Origin of the sequence: Vreelandella nigrificans, assembly GCF_002374315.1 — a bacterium.
Lineage (GTDB): Bacteria > Pseudomonadota > Gammaproteobacteria > Pseudomonadales > Halomonadaceae > Vreelandella > Vreelandella nigrificans.
Genome location: NZ_NWUX01000001.1, coordinates 612,473 through 629,801 on the forward strand (window position 1 = coordinate 612,473; position 17,329 = coordinate 629,801).

At 50.1% G+C, this 17,329-nt stretch carries 14 protein-coding genes; 2 read left to right on the forward strand and 12 right to left on the reverse strand.

Annotated elements, in window-relative coordinates; all coding sequences use genetic code 11:
- Positions 1-18: 18 nt before the first annotated feature.
- From CPA45_RS02965 to CPA45_RS02990, 6 genes are all read right to left on the reverse strand, one after another.
- Complete coding sequence (locus CPA45_RS02965) at positions 19-789, reverse strand: ABC transporter permease (RefSeq protein ID WP_096650149.1); 771 nt, start codon at positions 787-789, stop codon at positions 19-21.
- Positions 779-1,747 (reverse strand): ABC transporter ATP-binding protein, encoded by a 969-nt coding sequence (locus tag CPA45_RS02970; RefSeq protein ID WP_096650150.1) that lies wholly within the window; start codon positions 1,745-1,747, stop codon positions 779-781. The genes CPA45_RS02965 and CPA45_RS02970 overlap by 11 nt, the downstream gene beginning before the upstream one ends.
- Before the next feature lie 2 nt (positions 1,748-1,749).
- Entirely contained in the window at positions 1,750-2,943 is a 1,194-nt protein-coding gene (locus tag CPA45_RS02975; RefSeq protein WP_096650151.1) for an ABC transporter permease, read from the reverse strand.
- Between the two features lie 3 nt (positions 2,944-2,946).
- Positions 2,947-3,858: a glycine betaine ABC transporter substrate-binding protein OsmF gene (gene osmF / locus CPA45_RS02980; RefSeq protein WP_096650152.1), complete on the reverse strand. Its 912-nt coding sequence runs from the start codon at positions 3,856-3,858 to the stop codon at positions 2,947-2,949.
- 99 nt (positions 3,859-3,957) lie between these two features.
- The gene (gene cysS, locus CPA45_RS02985; RefSeq protein ID WP_096650153.1) at positions 3,958-5,349 is read right to left on the reverse strand and encodes a cysteine--tRNA ligase; all 1,392 of its coding nucleotides are present in this window, start codon (positions 5,347-5,349) and stop codon (positions 3,958-3,960) included.
- A gap of 11 nt (positions 5,350-5,360) precedes the next feature.
- Positions 5,361-7,040: a glutamine--tRNA ligase/YqeY domain fusion protein gene (locus tag CPA45_RS02990; protein ID WP_096650154.1), complete on the reverse strand. Its 1,680-nt coding sequence runs from the start codon at positions 7,038-7,040 to the stop codon at positions 5,361-5,363.
- A 156-nt stretch (positions 7,041-7,196) separates the two neighbouring features.
- Here CPA45_RS02990 and CPA45_RS02995 point away from each other — a divergent pair, with 156 nt between their 5' ends.
- Positions 7,197-7,697 (forward strand): peptidylprolyl isomerase, encoded by a 501-nt coding sequence (locus tag CPA45_RS02995; protein WP_096650155.1) that lies wholly within the window; start codon positions 7,197-7,199, stop codon positions 7,695-7,697.
- Positions 7,698-7,712: 15 nt separating this feature from the next.
- Entirely contained in the window at positions 7,713-8,483 is a 771-nt protein-coding gene (locus tag CPA45_RS03000) for a UDP-2,3-diacylglucosamine diphosphatase (RefSeq protein WP_096650156.1), read from the forward strand.
- 118 nt (positions 8,484-8,601) lie between these two features.
- Here the strand turns inward: CPA45_RS03000 and CPA45_RS03005 are convergent, their stop codons facing one another.
- The 6 genes from CPA45_RS03005 to tig form a co-directional block, all read right to left on the reverse strand.
- Positions 8,602-10,419, reverse strand: a complete 1,818-nt coding sequence (locus tag CPA45_RS03005) for a SurA N-terminal domain-containing protein (protein ID WP_096650157.1) — start codon at positions 10,417-10,419, stop codon at positions 8,602-8,604.
- Between the two features lie 113 nt (positions 10,420-10,532).
- Entirely contained in the window at positions 10,533-10,805 is a 273-nt protein-coding gene (locus CPA45_RS03010; protein ID WP_007114333.1) for an HU family DNA-binding protein, read from the reverse strand.
- 193 nt (positions 10,806-10,998) lie between these two features.
- Entirely contained in the window at positions 10,999-13,428 is a 2,430-nt protein-coding gene (gene lon, locus CPA45_RS03015; RefSeq protein ID WP_096650158.1) for an endopeptidase La, read from the reverse strand.
- Between the two features lie 280 nt (positions 13,429-13,708).
- Positions 13,709-14,995, reverse strand: coding sequence for an ATP-dependent Clp protease ATP-binding subunit ClpX (clpX, locus tag CPA45_RS03020; protein WP_096650159.1), 1,287 nt, complete (start codon positions 14,993-14,995; stop codon positions 13,709-13,711).
- 74 nt (positions 14,996-15,069) lie between these two features.
- Positions 15,070-15,687 carry an ATP-dependent Clp endopeptidase proteolytic subunit ClpP gene (gene clpP, locus CPA45_RS03025; protein WP_078087671.1) on the reverse strand — a complete coding sequence of 206 codons (618 nt, stop codon included), beginning with the start codon at positions 15,685-15,687 and terminating at the stop codon, positions 15,070-15,072.
- A gap of 68 nt (positions 15,688-15,755) precedes the next feature.
- The gene (gene tig / locus CPA45_RS03030; RefSeq protein WP_096650160.1) at positions 15,756-17,111 is read right to left on the reverse strand and encodes a trigger factor; all 1,356 of its coding nucleotides are present in this window, start codon (positions 17,109-17,111) and stop codon (positions 15,756-15,758) included.
- Between the last annotated feature and the right edge of the window lie 218 nt (positions 17,112-17,329).

Genomic DNA, 17,329 nt, shown 5'->3' on the forward strand with positions numbered 1-17,329 from the left:
TACTTTAGGGGATACAACTTAAGACGCAGAAAGGCGCGAGTAGAGCTTTTTTTGATAAAAATCGAAGATGCTATCAACCGTCAAAGCAAGCAGTGCAATCAGCAAAGCTCCTTGGACCACATAGGCCATATTACCATTCACAATACCAGCGATAATCGGATCGCCTAAATTGCTGGCTCCTACGGTTGCCCCCAAAGCGGCAGTGGCGATATTAATCGTCACTGATGTGCGTATACCCGCTAATATCACCGGAGCCGCCAACGGCAGTTCGACACTGCGAAGTACCTGCCAAGAAGTCATCCCCATAGCCCGTGCCGACTGCTTGATATCCGCATCGACACCCTGAAGACCTGCCAATGTATTGCGCACAATAGGTAATAGTCCATACAGTATGAGTGCCACAATAATTGGCAGTGTGCCAAAACCCAGCGTGGGCACTGCCAGCGCCAACACTGCAACTGGAGGAAACGTTTGTCCTAGCGAAGCCAACTGCCCGACAAGAGGTAAAAAATCACGACCACGCCGGCGGGTAACCGCTATACCAGCAAGCACACCCACAATAATTGTGCACAGAGCTGCGATGCCCACAACCAACACATGGCGCCCCAGCAGCGTATAAAAATCTGCCCGATGGTAGATTACCTGACGCGCGTCAGGCTCCAACCAACGAAATAGCCCTTCCAGATAAGGTATCCCAACCAGAGTGACCAGCAGTAACACCCCCCAAACAAGGGGCAATACACGCGCTTGGTTAGCACTAAGCGTGTCAGTGTAGCGGTTAATATGCATCCCGAGCGCCAACCTTATCGAGTTGAGCCTCTTTGACTATCTTCCTTAGTGACAGCTCGCCAATTGGCATATCTTGCTGGTCTACAACGGTAAGCCGGTCGCAATGATCGCGCAACATCATTGAAAGCGCCTGGCGGAGCGAAAACTCAGCAGGAATACGCGACTGTGCTGGAAGCGTCTGTCCCAGCGATGCCATATGGTCTCTTACTCGGGTCAATGCGGCTTGTTTAAGCCCCCTTTCCAGGCCGCCCAACAAAGAGTCTACAAAAGGATCAGCAGGGTGCTGCAAAAGTGCCAACGGAGTTCCTTGCTGCACAATGCGACCACTACGCATCACTACCAAATGGTCAGCAAGCTTCAACGCTTCATCCATATCATGAGTAACAAAAACAACTGTTTTATTTAGACGCGCTTGAAGCTTTGCCAATTCGTCTTGGAGATTTTCGCGTGTAATGGGGTCTAGCGCCCCAAAAGGTTCGTCCATCAACAGGATGTCAGGATCCGCTGCCAGAGCGCGCGCAACCCCCACCCGCTGTGCCTGACCACCCGACAGCTGATGGGGATATTTATGGGCAAACTCTTCCACTGGCAAACCCAATAAATTCATTAACTCTTCTACCCGGGCCAACACAGTTTCACGGGGCCACTTTAAAAGCCTGGGCACCAAGCCAATATTACGTGCCACCGTCCAATGAGGAAAAAGTCCTGTACTCTGAATCACATAGCCAATGCGGCGACGTAACTTCACAGGGTTGTAACTTTGGATATTCTGACCATCAACCAGGATATCCCCTGCACTATGTTCAATGAGACGGTTAATCATGCGCAGAGTGGTAGATTTACCACAACCAGATGTGCCAACCAGCGCACAAAACTTCCCTTTTGCAACACGCAGCGATATGTCATCAACAGCTGCTTCATCACCAAAAAATTTTGACACGTGGGCAAGTTCGATCATTACTATCCTCCGGGGCGTAGCGCTTTGGCCAACGCGCCCAACCCGGCATCCACAATCAGCGCCAGTAATAAAATAGGCAGTGCGCCTAGAAGCACCATATCCATTGCCGCCTGGCCTAGCCCCTGAAAAATAAAAGTGCCAAGCCCACCGGCGCCAATTAATGCCGCCACGGCGGTCAAGCCCACTGCTTGTACAGTGGTAATGCGTACTCCCTCTAGTACTACAGGCAGCGCTAACGGAAAGCGGACATGCCAAAAACGCTGACTGCTACGCATCCCCATCGCCTTGGCCGCTTCTAAGGTATCGACACTGACTTCCTCCAAAGCAATATAAGTATTGCGGACCATAGGTAGTAAGCTGTAGGCAATAAGGGCAATTAACGCGGGCGTTGTCCCAATACCACTAACACCCAACTTTGCTAGCAGCGGCACATTTGCGGCTAGCCATGCTAACGGGGCCAGTAGCAGGCCAAATAATGCAAGGCTCGGAATGGTTTGCAGAAAATTGAGCAGGGCAAATGACACGCGCTGTAGTTTGGCATAGCGACGCATCATTATCGCCAGTAACAACCCTACTACAACACTCACGCCTACAGCAGTGCTTACTAAACGAAGGTGCTGTAAGGTAGCACGCCAAAACTGCTGCTCACGAACTTGAAACTCCTGCACTAACGCCAAACTCTGCAACCAAAAAGTGGCGCATATCCCCCACACCACGCCCACGCAGCTCAACAGTAGTGTGGTGGAAAGACGAGTTAAACCCAGCCTAATGCGTAGCTCTACCAAACAGAGCAACAGGATAAACAGCAGTGACCAGGTAGCAGCACCAATGCTTAAACGGGATTGGGGAAGCGCAGGATCCACCAACCACTGGCTAGCGACCATCAAGCCGAATGGCATAAGCAATAACACAATCATCACTAGTGTCAGCATTGCTCGATAGTTAGTTCGGCTGGGGAATAAGGCTAGCCCACTCATTGCACTTATTAGCAGCGATATGAGCAACGCCCCAGGCAACCCTATAGCATCCAACATACCGTAAGAGGTACCTGGCACAATCCGATTAGGGGCAACGCTGACCGGGTTTAACAGCCATATTACTGCTAACATCACTAAGCCTAAACTCAGCAGTACTACATTGGGGTGCCATGCACGCTGGTTCAGCTTAACGGTGGGCAGCGCATCAGTAAGCGACATTCATTAGTCATCCAAGCTATCAAGATAGTCACGTGCCACCTGGTCAGGCGATAAACCGTTAACCGCTACGTCCGCATTCAAAGCTTGCAGTGTGACTAAATCCAGTGTCGCAAACACTTCGTTAAGCAGAAGCTCAATACGTGGGTGCGTTTCCAAAACACTGGCACGTACAACCGGGGCTGGCTGATACACCGGCTGCACGCCTTTGGAGTCTTCTAACACCACTAGGCCAAGCGCTCTTAACCCGCCATCAGTGCCATAAGTCATTGCGGCATTGACACCGCTAGTTTGCTGAGCAGCAGCGCGCATAGTAGCTGCCGTATTACCTCCAGATAACACTAGTAACTGATCGTTGCTTAGCTCGAACCCATAGGCTTTCTGGAAGGCGGGAAGCGCTTGGGCAGACTCAACAAATTCAGCGCTGGCAGCGAACTTAAACGCCCCCCCCTGGGCCAAATATTCTGTGAGGTCGTCAAGGGTACTCAAATCATGGGCTACAGCGACATCCTCACGGATACTCATCGCCCACGTATTATTGGCACTGGCGGGTTGCAGCCACACAAGCCCCTGCTCAGCATCACGTGCTTTCACCGTTTTGTAAGCATCATCAGCGTCATTCCAAACGAGGCTGTCGGCCATATCAAAAAAAAACGCGCCGTTACCGGTATATTCTGGATAAAGGTCTATCTCACCAGCTTTAAGGGCACTACGTACAACGCTAGTCCCCCCTAACTGCAAACGATCTTCAGTGGCAATACCATTGCGCTCAAGAGTCTGAATAATCAGCTCCCCAAGCACTGAACCTTCTGTGTCAATTTTAGATGACACGACAACGGGGGCATCGGCATTTGCCGTCGAGCAAACAGCGGCCGATAGAGCAAAAGCAACGATCACAGGACGGGTAGCAAAGCGCATTGTCGTTATCCTTTTTAATAGCGTGTTTCGGTCACTTAAGTATAAAAGCCATCTGCGTTAAACTCAGACGCCGCGTTTGCGGCGTCTGAACATTCCTTTTTACTGAGGCGCCTCAATGACCCACGTGGTTCCTTCCCGGGAATCCTTCAAAATAATCCCCATACTGGCCAACTGATCTCGAATGGCATCCGCTTGAGCAAAATCTTTGTTTGCCTTCGCTTCATGGCGCTGAGCTATTTTGGCTTCTATCTCTGCGTCGCTTAGTGCTATCTGCTGCTGGGCGCCCTTTAGAAAAGTCTGAGGTACTTGCTGCAGCAACCCCAACACACCTGCCAAACGCTTTAACTCACCCGCCAAAAGAGGCGCCTTTTCCGGCGTTTCACTCTTCGCACGGTTAAGGTCACGGGCTAAATCAAACAACACCGCCAATCCTTCAGGTGTATTAAAGTCATCATCCATAGCTGCTGTGAAGCGCGTAGAATAGCTCTCTAGTCCGCTACCATGATCGTTGCTCACCACGCCATCCAGCGCTGTATAGAAGCGTGTGAGCGACTTACGCGCTTCATGCAGCGAATCTACTGAATAATTAATCGCGCTACGGTAGTGGCTAGCAACTAACAGGTATCGCACGACCTCAGGATCATGCTCGACCAACACGTCACGAATCGTGAAAAAGTTGCCCAAGGATTTCGACATCTTCTCCTGATTAACCCGCACTGCACCAGCATGCATCCAGGTGTTAACGTAGGTTTTGCCGGTAGCAGCTTCAGACTGGGCAATCTCATTTTCATGGTGAGGAAAGGTCAAATCCGGCCCACCACCATGAATATCGAAGGTATCACCCAAACAGCAGGTCGACATCGCTGAACACTCAATGTGCCAGCCTGGGCGCCCGTCTCCCCACGGCGAAGGCCAGTGTGCCTCCGTGGGCTTAGCTGCTTTCCATAGCACAAAGTCCAGCGGGTCCTCTTTATGAACATCAACTTCTACCCGTGCACCAGAGCGCATATCATCTAACTGGCGATTATTCAGTTTTCCGTAATCAGTGAATTTACGCACCCGATAATAAACATCACCATTGGCGGCTGGATAAGCAAAACCTTTTTCAACCAGCGTTTCGATCATAGCGATGATATCGCCAATATGCCCCGTTGCACGGGGCTCATTGCTCGGCGGTAATACATTGAGTCGCGCTTCATCCTCATGCATCGCATCGATCATGCGCTCAGTCAATACATCAATCGTTTCACCGTTTTCTTCGGCACGCTTTAAAATTTTATCGTCAATATCGGTAATATTGCGCACATAGGTGACGTCATAACCACGATGCCGTAAGTAACGTGTAATCACATCGAAGGCCACCATGACCCGCGCGTGACCAAGGTGGCAGTAGTCATACACCGTCATACCACAGACATACATGCTTACTTTACCCGTGACGATTGGGATAAACGGTTCTTTGCGGCGTGTCAGCGTATTGTAAATCTGCATATGACTATTCCTTAACCCTTCTGTTTGATTTTCGCCCAGCTATCTTTCAACCCTACTGTTCGGTTAAATACCGGCTGCCCTGGTTTAGAGGCGTGACGGTCAGCACAGAAATAGCCCATACGCTCGAACTGGAAGCGATCTTCAGGCGCTGCATTGGCCAAGCTTGGCTCGCCAATAGCTTGACACACCATCAGGGAGTCGGGGTTAAGATGCTCTAAGAAGTCGACGTCTTTATCGCGGTCAGGCTGCTCAACCATGAATAAATTGTCATACAGGCGCACTTCCATGGGTACACCGTGGGCAGCGCTTACCCAGTGAATCACCCCTTTCACTTTGCGGCCCTCTGGGTTTTTCCCCAAAGTATCGAAGTCTACCGAGCAGTGTAGTTCGGTCACCTCTCCGGCTGCGTTTTTTACCACATCATCGCAACGGATAACGTAGCTATTGCGCAAACGTACTTCCTTCCCAGGCGCTAGGCGGAAGAATTTTTTGGGTGCATCCTCCATAAAGTCATCTTGGTCGATATAGAGCTCACGGCCAAAAGGAACCTTCCGCATTGGCATGTCGTCACGCGCAGGGTGGCCGGGCACGTCATATACTTCTTGATGCTCTTCAGGAACGTTGGTCAGCACCACTTTTAGCGGTTTTAACACGCACATTGCTCGGGGCGCGCTGTCTTCAAGATCCGAACGAATCGCATGAGTCAACATCGCTATATCGACCAAGCCACCATCAGCACGGGTCACGCCAATCATTTCGCAGAATTTACGAATAGAGGCCGGTGTGTAGCCACGACGACGCATACCCGAAATAGTCGGCATACGTGGATCATCCCAACCATCGACAATCTGCTCGTCAACCAGCAACTTTAGTTTGCGTTTGGAAGTCAGCGTGTAGTCGAGGTTAAGACGTGCAAATTCAATTTGGCGTGGCTTTGTCGGCACCGGAAGATTATTTAAGAACCACTCATAAAGCGGGCGGTGATCTTCAAATTCCAATGTACAGATCGAATGAGTAATGCCTTCGATGGCATCCGACTGACCATGGGTAAAATCATAAGAGGGGTAGATTTTCCACTTATCGCCAGTTTGATGATGGTGCGCGTGACGGACGCGATAAAGAATCGGGTCGCGAAGATTGATATTAGGCGATGCCATATCAATTTTAGCGCGCAGTACTTTCCCACCCTCAGCAAACTCTCCAGTACGCATGCGCTCAAATAGGTCGAGGTTCTCGTCCACGCTGCGTTCACGGTAGGGGCTAGGCTTGCCAGGAGCGGTTAAGGTGCCGCGATATTCACGGATTTCATCTGGCGATAAGTCATCAACGTACGCCTTTCCCTCCCGAATTAAATGCTGTGCCCAGATGTATAGCTGGTCGAAGTAATCAGATGCAAAGCGTACCGGGCCGGCCCACTGAAAACCCAACCAGCTAACGTCTTCTTTGATCGCATCAATATACGCCTGCTCTTCTTTTGCCGGGTTGGTATCGTCAAAACGTAAATGACATTCGCCACCCAACTGTTTCGCTAATCCGAAGTTTAGGCAGATCGACTTAGCATGGCCGATATGCAGAAAGCCATTGGGCTCAGGAGGAAAGCGCGTGACAATTTTACTGACCTGGCCGCCCTCAATTTCGTCGCGTACTTGGTTGCGAATGAAGTTCGGCGCTGGGGTGGTCTCGTTGGTCATGGTGGTGTTGATAACCTCATAGTGGATGGCATGCCAGACATTCGCTGCCTAAGCTGACAGGGTTAGCGCTTCGCGGCGCCAAGCAAAACCGCTATTATAACGTGACGCCGATGCACAGCGCCAAGGCGAACGCCTTTATTGAACAGGAATTTATCTATGATCGTATTACAGACCAACCACGGTGACATCACTATCGCGCTAAATTATGATAAAGCGCCACTTAGCGCTGCCAACTTTGAGCAGTATGTGCGCGAAGGATTTTACGACGGCACACTATTTCATCGTGTGATTGATGGCTTCATGGTTCAAGGCGGCGGTTTTGATCAAGAATTTAACCAAAAGCTAACCCGTGACCCCATCGAAAATGAAGCCGACAACGGCCTGGAAAATACAATTGGCACCCTCGCCATGGCCCGCACCCAAGACCCGCACTCAGCTACCGCACAATTTTTTATCAATGTAGGTAACAACAGCTTTCTGAATCATAGCGGCAAAAGCCTGCAAGGGTGGGGCTATGCAGTGTTTGGTGAAGTTGTAGATGGCATGGACGTAGTTAATGCCATTAAGAGTGTCAATACCACTCGCCGCGGCATGCATGCTGATGTCCCTGCAGAAGATGTCATTATTGAGCGTGCATACGTTAAAGAAGCGGAATAACCGTTTAGGAGCTTTATGCGCACTCTTTTAGTTGCTGACCTGCATCTGAGTAGCGAGACCCCTGAGATTAACCAGGGGTTCTACCGCTATTTAGAGCAAACCGCTAAGGGGGCGGACTCCCTATACATTTTGGGCGATCTTTTTGACGCCTGGATAGGCGATGATCTTCTTGATACCCCCCACCCGCTTAGTATTATCGCTCAAGAGGTTATTAAGCGATTACGTCAACTAAGCAGCAACGGAACAGCTATCCATTTCCTGCATGGTAATCGCGACTTTTTGATTGGTGAGCGTTTCATTACCGCCTGCCAGGGAAACTTACTACCAGAGGCTCAAACAGTTGAGCTTCAAGGCGTACCCGTATTGATCCTTCATGGCGATAGCTTATGCACTAAAGATGAAGCCTACATGGCATTTCGCCAACAGTCTCGAGATCCTCAGTGGCAAGCGCAAATCCTAGCACTCCCTCTAGAGCAGCGCTTGGAGTTAGCCAAGAGCTTACGCATGCAATCAGGGAGCGCCAATGCTAATAAAGCCGAAGAGATCATGGATGTAACGCATGATGAGGTGGTAGCGCTAATGGAACGCTTTGGTGTGACAACCATGATTCATGGTCATACGCATCGCCCAAAAGTTCATGATTTAACGGTAGAAGATGTACCAGCCAAGCGGTTTGTTCTAGGTGATTGGGACGCACTGCATGGTTGGGACGTAGTGATTGAGCAAACGGCGGAGCACTCTGCAATGCCGATTCTACGCCAGTTCTCCCTCAACTCTCCACCATAGCCACCCACTATTGGCACAACTAGCATAATAGATAAAGCCGATCTAATGATCGGCTTTATCAAAGCTTAGCGTTTCAATTTTACTGCTACAACGCTAAATTAATCGCTCTAGATGCGCTCTACCGCTCAATATTGGCATTCCGGCGTAGGTCATCGATCAGGCCTTGAATTACCGACTGAGCTCTAAGCTGTTCGGCCATTTGGGCTACGAAAGAGGTTACCTGCTCATCAACCTCTCCAGCTGTTACGCTATCCAATGCCACAACTACCACGCTTTGTGGCAGCATTACAGAACGATACGCACTTTGCCCATCCTCAGGGCGAGGCATACGAAACACTTCCTGAACTAGTGTTTGAGGCAACGTGCTGTCAGACTGCCGAGACACGTTAGATGCCTCAAGCCATGTGACATCTACTGTTTCACCAGCCTCTAACGCTGTAATTAAGCGCTCAGCTTCGTCCTCTAGCCGATCCAGACGCTGCTGTGCAGCAACTGCGCTCTCGACTTCATCACGCACTTCATCCAGCGTTAACCGAGTAGGCTCTCTATGCTCTGCAACGCGCAAAACCAAGCGGCGATCATCATCTAGTTCGATAACTTCGCTGTTATATCCTTCGACGAGAACGTCAGCACTGAATGCTTCATCAAGTACGCCTGGTTCCGAAAGAGGACCATCGCCTTCGCCACGAGCCAGCCAATCCGTTTGATTGAGCGTCAAGCCAAGGTCATCCGCCACACTTTCCAGATCATCAGCAGCAAAGCTTTCATCTATCAGACGCTGAACCTGTCGGTTAAAAGCATCGTTCACTTCACGCAAAGCCACTTCTCGCTGCAGAGCATCGCGCTGTTCCTCAAACGTTGGTGCAGCGATACCGGTTACCTGCAAAATATGAAAGGCCCCGTCCATTTCTACAAGCTGCGATATTTCACCTTCGCCAAGAGCAAACGCCGCTTCATCAAACGCATCACCGAAGAAACCAGGGCTAATCACACCTAAGTCGCCACCCTCTTCTGCACTAGCAGTATCATCAGAGTAGCGTAAAGCGGTATCTGCAAATGTTTCACCGTCCTGTAGGGCCTGCAATGCAGCCTCAGCGCGCTCCTGGGCCTCTTCACGGCTACGGTCTCCACCAAATGTCACCATCACGTGAGACACCTGACGGTCTGCATTTTGAGTCTGCTCACGCCATGCCCGACGCAGCTCACTTTCATCAACCTCACGTCCAGCAGCCATTTCTTGACGGTCAATCATCACGTACTCAACACGCACTTGCTCAGGGCGCTCGAAGCGAGACTGATTGGCATCATAGTAAGCCTGCATTTGCTCTTCAGTTACCTCGATGTTCAGATCAACATCATCGGCACTTAACATAGCGTAACGAAAACTACGCTGCTGACGCTGCAGCTCTGCCAGTTGCTCTTGCTCACTGGCTAAGCTGAAATCGCTAAATGCAAGGCCTTGCTGGAGGTGTTGGCGCTTGATATCCACCCGTAGCTCTTCGCGGAACGAAAGCGGCGTATAACCAGCTCCTGCTAAACGATTACGGAAAACTTCAGGTGAAAAACGGCCTTGCTGGTCATGAAACTCAGGCAAGCCAATAATCATTTGATCCAATTGGGCATCTGAAACGTAAAACCCACCGTCTTCTGCATATTGGGTCAGCAGCGTTTGGGTAATCAGCTGATCAAGCATGTCGTTACGCAAAGCACGCTCTTGCTCTGGCGGCACTTGCCCAGAACGCAACGCACGCTGCACTTCAAGCTCGACCTGCTGACGCACGATTGGCTCGCCGTTAACGCTCGCTACTTTATTAGGGTCACTACCAAATACACTAAACAGCGACTCAATACCGAATAGTGCCATGGCGGCTACCATGACACCGATAATTATTTTGGCACCCCAGCTTCTGGAGCCATCTCGAATACTTTGCAGCATGCTAGCCTCAGATCGTTACAGCCAAATTCATCACCCTAAATATTGGGCTTGAAAATAACATGGGCGCATCGCGGATGCGATGCGCCCATTAGATTACAGCAAACGTGGGTCAATTAGTTGACGGCGTCTTTCAGCGCTTTTCCGGCTTTAAAGCTAGGAACTTTTGCAGCGCTGATTTGAATTGGCTGACCCGTTTGCGGGTTGCGCCCCGTACGAGCAGCACGCTCTTTAATCGCGAAAGTACCAAAGCCTACCAGTGAAACACTTTCGCCTTTCTTGAGGCTATCGGTGACAGACTCCACCATGGCATCCAATGCGCGGGTTGCCGCTGCTTTCGGAATATCTGCAGATGCGGCAATAGCTTCAATCAGCTCGGACTTATTCACACTTCACCCCTTAACTGTTTCAAAAAATGGCTCTGAACGGCGCGGTCACCGGGCGCTACAACCTCAAAGCATAGCTGCGTTTTATAGCAATGCCTTGAAACACCTGTCAAGCGACCGAACCGGGGAATGCCCGTTACATACGGTGCTGGACAAACTTATTAAGTACTATTAAGGCTCTTACGAGCCGTCATGCTCAATGAGTGCTGGCTACGACGTTCGAATTGAAAGACGTGTCAGTACCTTTTAACGCGGCACTGTCGTCGACTTGGTTGTTAGTTAGTGCTACGGCTAACACCTCATCTATCCACTGTACAGGACGAATATCAAGTGCACCTTTGATATTTTCCGGTACTTCCTTGAGATCTCGACGATTTTCCTCAGGAATTAAGACCGTCTTTATACCACCGCGGCGAGCTGCCAGCAATTTCTCCTTTAAGCCGCCGATGGGTAATACCTCTCCACGCAGATTAACTTCACCTGTCATGGCCACGTCACAGCGAACAGGACGCTGAGTATAAGCGGAGACGATTGCCGTTACCATGGCAATGCCAGCACTGGGCCCATCCTTAGGAGTAGCGCCTTCAGGAACATGGATATGAAGGTCTTCGCTCTCAAACCGCTTCGGATCAATACCATACTCATGAGCACGGGCTTTGACCACCGTCTGAGCAGCGCTTACCGACTCCTTCATCACATCACCTAATGAACCTGTTTTATTTATACGCCCCTTACCTGGCGTAACAACAGACTCTATATTCAGCAGCTCTCCACCCACAGAGGTCCAGGCAAGCCCTGTAACCCGCCCCACTTGGTCTTCCTTCTCCGCGAGTCCGTAACTGTAGCGACGCACACCTGCATAAGCCTCAACCTGCTCTGCACCTAGCACTTGGCCCGCTTGTAATTTGTCACCCGGCTTTTCTTGGGAGACCAGTTCCGCCTCCAGTCGCTCACGCAGCACCTTTCGGCATACTTTCGCGATTTGGCGCTCAAGCTCGCGCACACCAGCCTCGCGAGTGTAGTAGCGTACAAGCTCCAACAAGGCATCGTCCTGCAACGTTAGCTCAGCAGGCTTTAGACCATTGGCTTCCAACTGTTTAGGCAGCAGGTAGCGCTTTGCAATTGCCAGCTTTTCGTCCTCGGTATAGCCCGGTAGACGAATAATTTCCATACGGTCAAGCAGCGGACCAGGTATGTTCATCGAGTTTGCAGTACAAATGAACAGCGTCTCAGAGAGATCGAAATCCAGCTCCAGATAGTGATCACTAAAACTATTGTTCTGCTCGGGATCAAGAACTTCCAGCAATGCTGATGCAGGATCACCGCGATGATCCATTCCCAGCTTATCGACTTCGTCGAGCAAAAACAGCGGGTTCTTAACGCCAGCCCGACTCATTCGCTGCATGAGCTTGCCTGGGAGCGAGCCAATATAGGTCCGTCGATGACCACGAATCTCCGATTCATCGCGAACACCACCCAGCGCCAAGCGCACATACTTACGGTTTGTCGCACGAGCAATGGACTGGCCCAAAGATGTCTTGCCCACGCCTGGCGGCCCAACTAAACACAGCACCGGACCTTTCAGCTTGCGCACGCGCTTCTGAACCGCTAAATACTCAAGTATGCGTGCTTTAACCTCTTCAAGGCCGTAGTGGTCTTCATCAAGCACCTGCTGGGCTTTGACTAGATCATGCTTTACTCGCGTACGCTTTTTCCACGGCACGGCGACTAGCCAATCTAGATAGGAGCGTACAACCGATGCTTCGGCGGAATTGGTAGCCATCATTTTGAGCTTATTAAGCTCTTGGGTAGCCTTGTCAGCAGCTTCTTTAGGCATACCTGAAGCTTTGATGGACTGTTCGTACTTTTCTGCCTCATTGGGAACATTCTCAAGCTCACCCATCTCTTTTTGGATAGCTTTCATCTGCTCATTGAGGTAATACTCACGTTGAGTCTTCTCCATCTGCTCTTTAACACGAGAGCGAATGCGTTTCTCAACCTGAAGCAAGTCAATTTCGGACTCTATTAACGCCATTAGATGCTCGATACGGTCCCGAACCCGGTCCATCTCAAGCAACTCTTGCTTATCGCCAATTTTCAGTGATAGATGGGCGCAAATCGTATCTACCAAGCGACTAGGGTCTTCAATCCCAGCCAGGGAATTGAGTACTTCATTAGGTACTTTTTTAGATAATTTGACGTACTGTTCAAATTGATTCAGTAGCACGCGCACGAGTGCTTCTTGCTCGCGACTAGTAAGCGGCTCACTTTCACGCGGCACTAAGTATGCTTGCGTATAGCCCGCATCATTCTCTTCAATACTGATAACATCAGCACGAAAACTACCTTCGATAAGCACTTTCACAGTGCCATCAGGAAGCTTCAGTAGCTGCATAATATCAGCTACGGTGCCCATCGCGTACATGTCGGCGTTATCTGGGTCATCCTGAGAAGCCTCGCGCTGAGCCACCAGCAGTACACGCTTGTCGGCCTCCATCGCCGCTTCCAAGGCTTGGATAGATTTTTCACGGCCAACAAAAAGAGGGATAACCATTTGCGGATAAACAACCACATCCCGCAACGGCAACAAGGGTAAACATTGTGTCTGATCGGCGTTCTGCTGCATCGCAGACGTTCCTCAAAATCGGATGAGTACTTGAAGGGTACTTAACCAAGCACCTCACAGTATGAAAAGCACTTGCACAAGCACTGTATAAAAAAACTACGCAGCTGCACTATACCAAAAACACTACGTGTAAGCGCATTACGCCTGGGAGTTCCCTTTAAAACAACTGCATGAGCGCTTGGCTTATTAGCACATAAGTCATTAATAACAAGGGGTCGCCTAGGCGACCCCCTGGTTCAACACAAACGATCTCGACTAAGCCACATTGAAAGTCAAATAGCTAGCCGTCAGTCCCATCCACTCGCGCTTCTTCTTGCTGAGAGTAGATCAGCAGTGGCTCACTCTCACCAGCGATGACAGAATCATCGATGACCACTTTACTGACGCCCTCCAAGGAGGGAATTTCATACATTGTGTCTAACAGCACGGACTCAAGAATAGAGCGTAAGCCTCGAGCACCTGTTTTGCGCTCCATTGCCTTTGACGCTACCGAGCGCAGGGCCTCATCTCTAAACTCAAGTGTAACGCCTTCCATCTCGAAGAGTTTAGCGTACTGCTTCACTAACGAGTTCTTAGGCTCGGTTAGAATCTGCACCAACGCATCTTCATTGAGCTCGGTCAGCGTGGCAATCACCGGCAGACGACCCACAAACTCTGGTATCAAACCAAATTTTACCAAATCATCTGGCTCGACATCAGCTAACAGCTCACCTACACCGCGCGATGACTCTTTACTTTTCACACTAGCGTTAAAACCAATACCGCCTTTCTCAGCACGATCACGAATGACCTTATCCAGTCCAGCGAAAGCGCCACCCACAATAAACAAGATATTGCTCGTGTTTACCTGGACAAACTCTTGCTGCGGATGCTTACGACCACCTTGCGGCGGCACGGAAGCCGTTGTGCCTTCAATTAGCTTAAGCAACGCTTGCTGAACACCTTCACCAGATACATCCCTGGTGATAGACGGGTTATCAGACTTACGTGAAATTTTATCGATTTCGTCTATATAGACAATACCGCGCTCAGCTTTTTCGACGTCGTAATCACACTTCTGGAGCAGCTTTTGGATGATGTTTTCAACATCTTCACCCACATAGCCCGCCTCAGTAAGCGTGGTAGCGTCAGCGATAGTGAAAGGCACATTCAATAACCGCGCCATAGTTTCAGCTAGCAGTGTTTTACCACTACCAGTAGGACCAATGAGCAGAATATTGGATTTACCTAGCTCCACATCGCCGTCACGCACTTCTGATTTAAGACGCTTGTAGTGGTTGTAAACCGCTACAGACAGCACCATTTTCGCGCGGTCTTGCCCGATGACGTAGTCATCCAATGTATGACGTATTTCGCGAGGCGTAGGTAAACGCTCCTCATCGCTCTCGGCATCGGCTTCGAGAACTTCCTCGCGAATGATGTCATTACACAAGTCGACACACTCATCGCAGATATACACGGACGGGCCAGCAATTAGCTTGCGTACTTCGTTCTGGTTTTTACCGCAAAACGAGCAGTACAGCAGCTTGCCACCTTCGTCCTTGCCTTTGCCTTTGCCGTCGGCCATTCGCGTACCTCTATCACTGCGGCGGCTGACGCCGCCGGAAAAGCTCGTTAGATAAGCATAATCCTACCACGCTATCAGGATGTGGGGCGCTTATCCAGCACTGCATCAATCAAGCCATACTCTTTGGCTTTATGAGCACTCATAAAGTTGTCGCGGTCAGTATCGCGGGCAACTGCTTCAAGATCCTGGCCAGTGTGGTGCGCCAAAATCTGATTTAACTTCTCACGAATACCTAAAATTTCACGAGTGTGAATCTCGATATCCGAAGCTTGGCCTTGATACCCACCCAGCGGCTGATGAATCATCACCCGCGAATTGGGCAGGCAATAGCGCTTACCTGACGCACCTGCCGTTAGCAGTAAGGCGCCCATACTCGCCGCTTGTCCAATACATACGGTAGAAACGTCAGGTTTGATGAACTGCATAGTGTCGTAAATCGACATACCCGCAGTCACTGACCCACCTGGCGAGTTTATGTATAAATGGATGTCCTTATCAGGATTTTCTGACTCAAGAAACAGTAGTTGCGCCACAACTAAGTTTGCCATGTAATCTTCAACAGGGCCTACCAGGAAGATCACACGCTCCTTGAGAAGGCGTGAATAAATATCGTAGGCCCTTTCCCCTTTGGCGCTCTGCTCAACCACCATAGGCACTAAGCCGCCGGCGTTTTGAATATCAAACTCACTCATTCGGGTGATTCCTTGCGTCCGGTAAGGGAAAGGCGCACCGTACAAAGGTGCGCCACGCGATGAAGAAATTAGGCGTTAGCCTGCTCGCCTTCTTCTTCAACACCTTCATCCTGGTCAGACTGCTGCTGAGCGGCAGCCAATGCCTGCTGATAAGACATCTCAACGTCTTTAACGTTCGTTTGTTCCAGCAGCTTTTCTACTGCCTTTTCTTCAAGAATGGCTGATTTTACCTGAGTTTTTAGCTGCTCATTACCCATGTAATAATCAATGACTTCTGACGGATCCTGATACTGTTCAGCCAATTCGGCCACTTTAGCCTTGATGGCATCATCATCAGCATCAAGCTCGTTGGCTTTAATCACTTCTGCAAGCAGCAAACCAACTTGAACACGGCCTTTAGCCTGCTCTTCAAAGAGCTCATTGGGTAGCTGACTAACATCGAAATCTTCACCTAAACCAAACTGCTGTGCAGCCTGACGCTTCATCCCATCGGTTTCTTGCTGGACGAGAGCGCTGGGCACGGCAATTTCATTGGCGTTTTTCAGTGCATCCAGAACCTGCTGCTTAACACGGTTATCAACCGCCTGGGCCGCTTCGCGCGTCATGTTCTTTTGAATCTCAGCACGGAATTTGGCCTCATCGCCACCTTCCACACCAAAGCGCTCAATGAATGCAGCGTCAACTTCTGGTAGCTTCTGAGCACTGACTTTGTGAACAGTGACTTTGAACGTCGCTTCTTTACCAGCCAGATGCTCTGCTTGGTAATCACCAGGGAAGGTAACGCTGATGGTTTTTTCTTCACCAGCCTTGGCACCAATCAATTGCTCCTCAAAGCCTGGGATGAAGCTGTTAGAGCCGATAACGAGAGCATGCCCTTCAGCGCTTCCACCTTCAAACGCTTCATCACCGAGAAAGCCCTGGAAGTCGATAGTAACTTGGTCACCATCGGCAGCCGCAGCATCCACCTCTTCCCATCCAGCATTTTGCTTACGCAGTGTGTCAATCATCTCGTCGACATCAGCATCACTAACGCTTACAACAGGGCGTTCAACTTCAGTACCCTCAATCGAAGCAAGCTCAATCTGCGGATAAATTTCCATTAACGCAACAAACTCTAGGTCTTTACCTGCCTGATTAACCTTAGGCTCAATTTGCGGGTAGCCAGCAGGGTTGAGACCTTCTTCAGTAATAGCACGAACATAACGCTCACGCATTACCTCACCAACTACTTCATTACGTACACTGTCGCCGTAGCGCTGGCGAACTACAGCCATCGGCACCCGACCTTGACGAAAACCATTCAGGCGAACGTTTTTCGCAGTGTCTTTCAAGCGAGCACTGACGGCCTCATCGATTTCGCCAGCCGGCACCTGAATTGTGATACGGCGTTCAATCTGGGAGGTCGTCTCGACGGAAACTTGCATGAATTGTCCTCTAGCGGCTGGGCGTTGTGTTGATTACGTATATTAAGTTAAAAGGGCAATTTTAAGAACCCTTGCGCATGGTGGCAAGCGCCATGCTCGCAAGATGGGGGCAGAACCATCAATTACAAGGGGATACCCGACGAAGTCTTCTGTTTACAACATCTTTTAGAGCTAAAACAGCCTAATGTGTGTTAATGCTATGACACTTTAGAGCAAGC